The following is a 3,118-nucleotide window of genomic DNA, read 5'->3' as shown; positions in this document are numbered from 1 at the left end:
GCAATGGGCGCCCGGACGGATTCTGGTCGCACCCAATCCCGGACTGCCCGCAGCAGAATTCGACAAGATCATCAAGGCCCATGGCGCCCAGTCCAGCCGCAAGCTGAATGGCATCGACGTGTACGTGGTGGAAATGCCGATCCAGTCGCACGGACGCGAACAGGCACTGGTGCAGGCGCTGGCGAGGAACCCGCACATGAAGTTCGCGGAAGTTGACGGTGCCGTTCCGATGCAGCAGACGCCGACCGACCCTTACTTCACCAGCGCATGGCATCTGCCGATCATTCAGGCACCGGCTGCCTGGGACCTTGCGACGGGCAGCGGAATTACCGTCGCGATTCTGGACGGTGGGGTTGAGTCAACACATCCCGACCTGGCCGCGCACATCGTCCCCGGCTGGAATTTCTATGACAACAACAGCAATACCAGCGACGTCAATGGCCATGGTACGCGGGTCGCTGGCGTCGCTGCAGCTGTCGGCAACAACGCGCTCGGGGTCACGGGTGGTGCATGGAACGCCAAGATCATGCCGATGAGAATCAGCGACCCAGCAGGCTCTATCACTTACTACAGCATCGTCGCCAACTCCCTCACCTGGGCCGCAGACCGCGGTGCCCGCGTTGCCAACATTAGTTACATTGTTTCGGATGTGGCCACGATCCAGAATGCGGCGCAATACATGCGCAACAAGGGCGGCGTTGTGGTTGCCTCCGCCGGAAATACCGGGCTGAATATGCCGAGCCCGAATACCTCGACGATCATCACGGTTGCGGCGACCGATTCCGCAGATCAGCGCACCAGTTGGTCTGCCTATGGCCCTATCGTCGACGTCGCTGCGCCCGGTGTCGGAATCTGGACCACCAATACCGGTGCGGGCTACGGCGCGTTCAGCGGAACTTCGTTTTCGAGCCCGCTCACCGCCGGTGTCGTCGCGCTGATGCTGTCGGCCAACCCGGCGCTGCAACCTTCGCAGGTGGACAGCATCTTGACGTCGACTGCGGACGATCTTGGAACACCAGGACGGGACGACTACTACGGCTATGGCCGCATCAATGCGTACCGCGCCGTCGCGGCGGCGAAGTCGGCGGCGAGCACCGACAATCAGGTGCCGACGGTTTCGATCTCCTCCCCCACTGGCGGAACAGTCAAGGGCATCGTGACGGTCGGCGTCTCGGCGATCGACAACGTCGGCGTGACCAAGGTGGACCTGTACGCCGCGAGCGCGCTTGTGGCGACCGACATTGCCGCGCCTTACAGCTTCAGTTGGGACACGTCGACCCGCGTCGACGGCGCCACCACGCTGACCGCCAAGGCGTACGACGCGGCGGGAAATGTCTCGTCGAGCACGGTCAACGTCAGTGTTGCCAACAGCACGACAATTGCGGCCGACGTCACACCCCCCGTGGTGTCAATTAGCAGTCCGATCAACGGCACGACCGTCAGCGGCAACGTGAGCATCAGCGTCAATGCGAGCGACAATGTGGCAGTTTCCAGCGTAAGCCTGTACGTCGACGGTGCGCTCAAGGCGACGGGCAATGGGTCCATTGCCTACAAGTGGAACAGCCGACAGGCCAGCAACGGTGCCCACTCGATCTGGGCGGTGGCGCGCGATGCGGCGGGAAACTCAAGCACCCAAACCATCCAGGTCACGAAGTAAATCGCGACTGCCTCAAATACAAAACGCCGGTCGCTGTGACCGGCGTTCTGTTTTGAGGCCCGTACTACGCCGGGCGACGTTTGCGAGTGGCGGCAGCCGTTCCGAGCAGGCCTACAGCAACCAGTGAAAGAATACCCGGCTCGGGAATCTGCTGTTGACCGCAGAAGTTGTTTGCCGGAGACGGCACACACGGTGGCTCGTTTGGGCCACCCCTCGCCAGAAGCCAAGTGTCAGGCCCGTCGTCGACAAACGAAACGTTCGACTCCAGACCAATGCGATACGAACTGAAATCCCCGATACCCGTCAGCAGTCCTTGGAGGGTGCCAGCCTGAGCAGTATCCAGGCCATAAACAAAATCGCCGACGCCCAGACCCGGGCCGACAATATGGTCATGAAACACAGGAGCCGCAAGCGAGGCGGTGAACAGCGCTGGGCCCCCACCAGGCGCGTAGATGCTCAGAATGAGGGAGTTGACCTGCGTGTCATCGCCGGATGCGCTGCCTGTTTCCGACGGATCCCAGAGCAAGCGAAGCTGGGACGCCGCCGTGGATCCGCTGAGGCCAACCGAGCCGAACGTATGCGTCGCCGTCTTGTTGGGATCGGTCAGCACGAAACCCGTGGTACTTGTAATGACGTCGACCGAACCGTTCCAGGCGACCTTGCCGTCCTCTATGTCCACTCCGGTTCCAGCCCCTCCGGGCTTTTGCATGCTCAGAAGGTTGATGACATTACCGTATCCTTCGCCCCCGGTGTTATCGGAATCGAAGAGAAAAACCAGATTCGCAGACGCCCCTCCGGCATAACCGAGTCCGAGAACCGCTGCCACAAGGGCCGAAGCAATAGTTTTCCGATGGGTTTTCATCTGCGATAGTTTCATCTCGTTCTCCTTTGACTAGTGACGCTACTAATGAGGCCGCGCTCTCTGGCGCTTCGTTCTCAGCAAACCAGAAGCCGTTTCTTTGCGCGAGTTGATGCCCAAGTTTCGGCTTGGTAATCGATGCACAACGCACTGGGCAACCCGGATCTGCTGCTACGTTTTTTCAGCAATTTTCATACCAGCAATCCTAAGTCATTGTTTTTAAACAGTATGCTAACTGCTGCCCGGCGACACCGTAAGAAGAACCGACATCCGGATGTTTACGGATAGAAAGATCAACCGCATCAAGCCAAGTGTCGCAACTTGGACCATCGTGGAGACCGTCATGAAAATCTCAGTTATGCGCACTGTGGTGTGAAGTTTGGCAATTGCGCCAGCAAAATGTGCAACCCAACCGACCCGGTTGGGTTGGATGGCCGACCGACGGGCGCGGGCTCACCCACGGAAAGCCTTCAGTCACTCGCCACCCATCCACCAGTTGATGCGCTGATGGACCTGATACTCCGGGCCGACGAGGCCTGTGCCGATGGATCTCATTCGGGATCGACATCCATACTCTCCTGCACCTGCGCATCGCAGTCATC

The 3,118-nt window shown here is 59.8% G+C and carries 2 protein-coding genes; one reads left to right on the top strand and one right to left on the bottom strand.

The window, feature by feature from the left end; all coding sequences use genetic code 11:
• The coding region (locus Q7T36_RS17200; protein WP_304851674.1) for a S8 family serine peptidase at positions 1-1,657 on the top strand (1,657 nt) is incomplete at its 5' end.
• A 64-nt stretch (positions 1,658-1,721) separates the two neighbouring features.
• Here Q7T36_RS17200 and Q7T36_RS17195 read toward each other — a convergent pair.
• The gene (locus Q7T36_RS17195) at positions 1,722-2,534 is read right to left on the bottom strand and encodes a PEP-CTERM sorting domain-containing protein (RefSeq protein ID WP_304851671.1); all 813 of its coding nucleotides are present in this window, start codon (positions 2,532-2,534) and stop codon (positions 1,722-1,724) included.
• Positions 2,535-3,118 lie beyond the last annotated feature (584 nt).

The organism is Fluviicoccus sp. (genome assembly GCF_030646115.1).
Lineage (GTDB): Bacteria > Pseudomonadota > Gammaproteobacteria > Pseudomonadales > Moraxellaceae > Fluviicoccus.
Note: the sequence above shows the minus strand (reverse complement) of the source record. Positions and strands in the feature narration are given on the sequence as shown.

Bases quoted from the DNA above. Each gene is read 5' to 3' on its own strand.
- Q7T36_RS17195 (WP_304851671.1), bottom strand. From the start codon at position 2,534: ATGAAACTATCGCAGATGAAAACCCATCGGAAAACTATTGCTTCGGCC.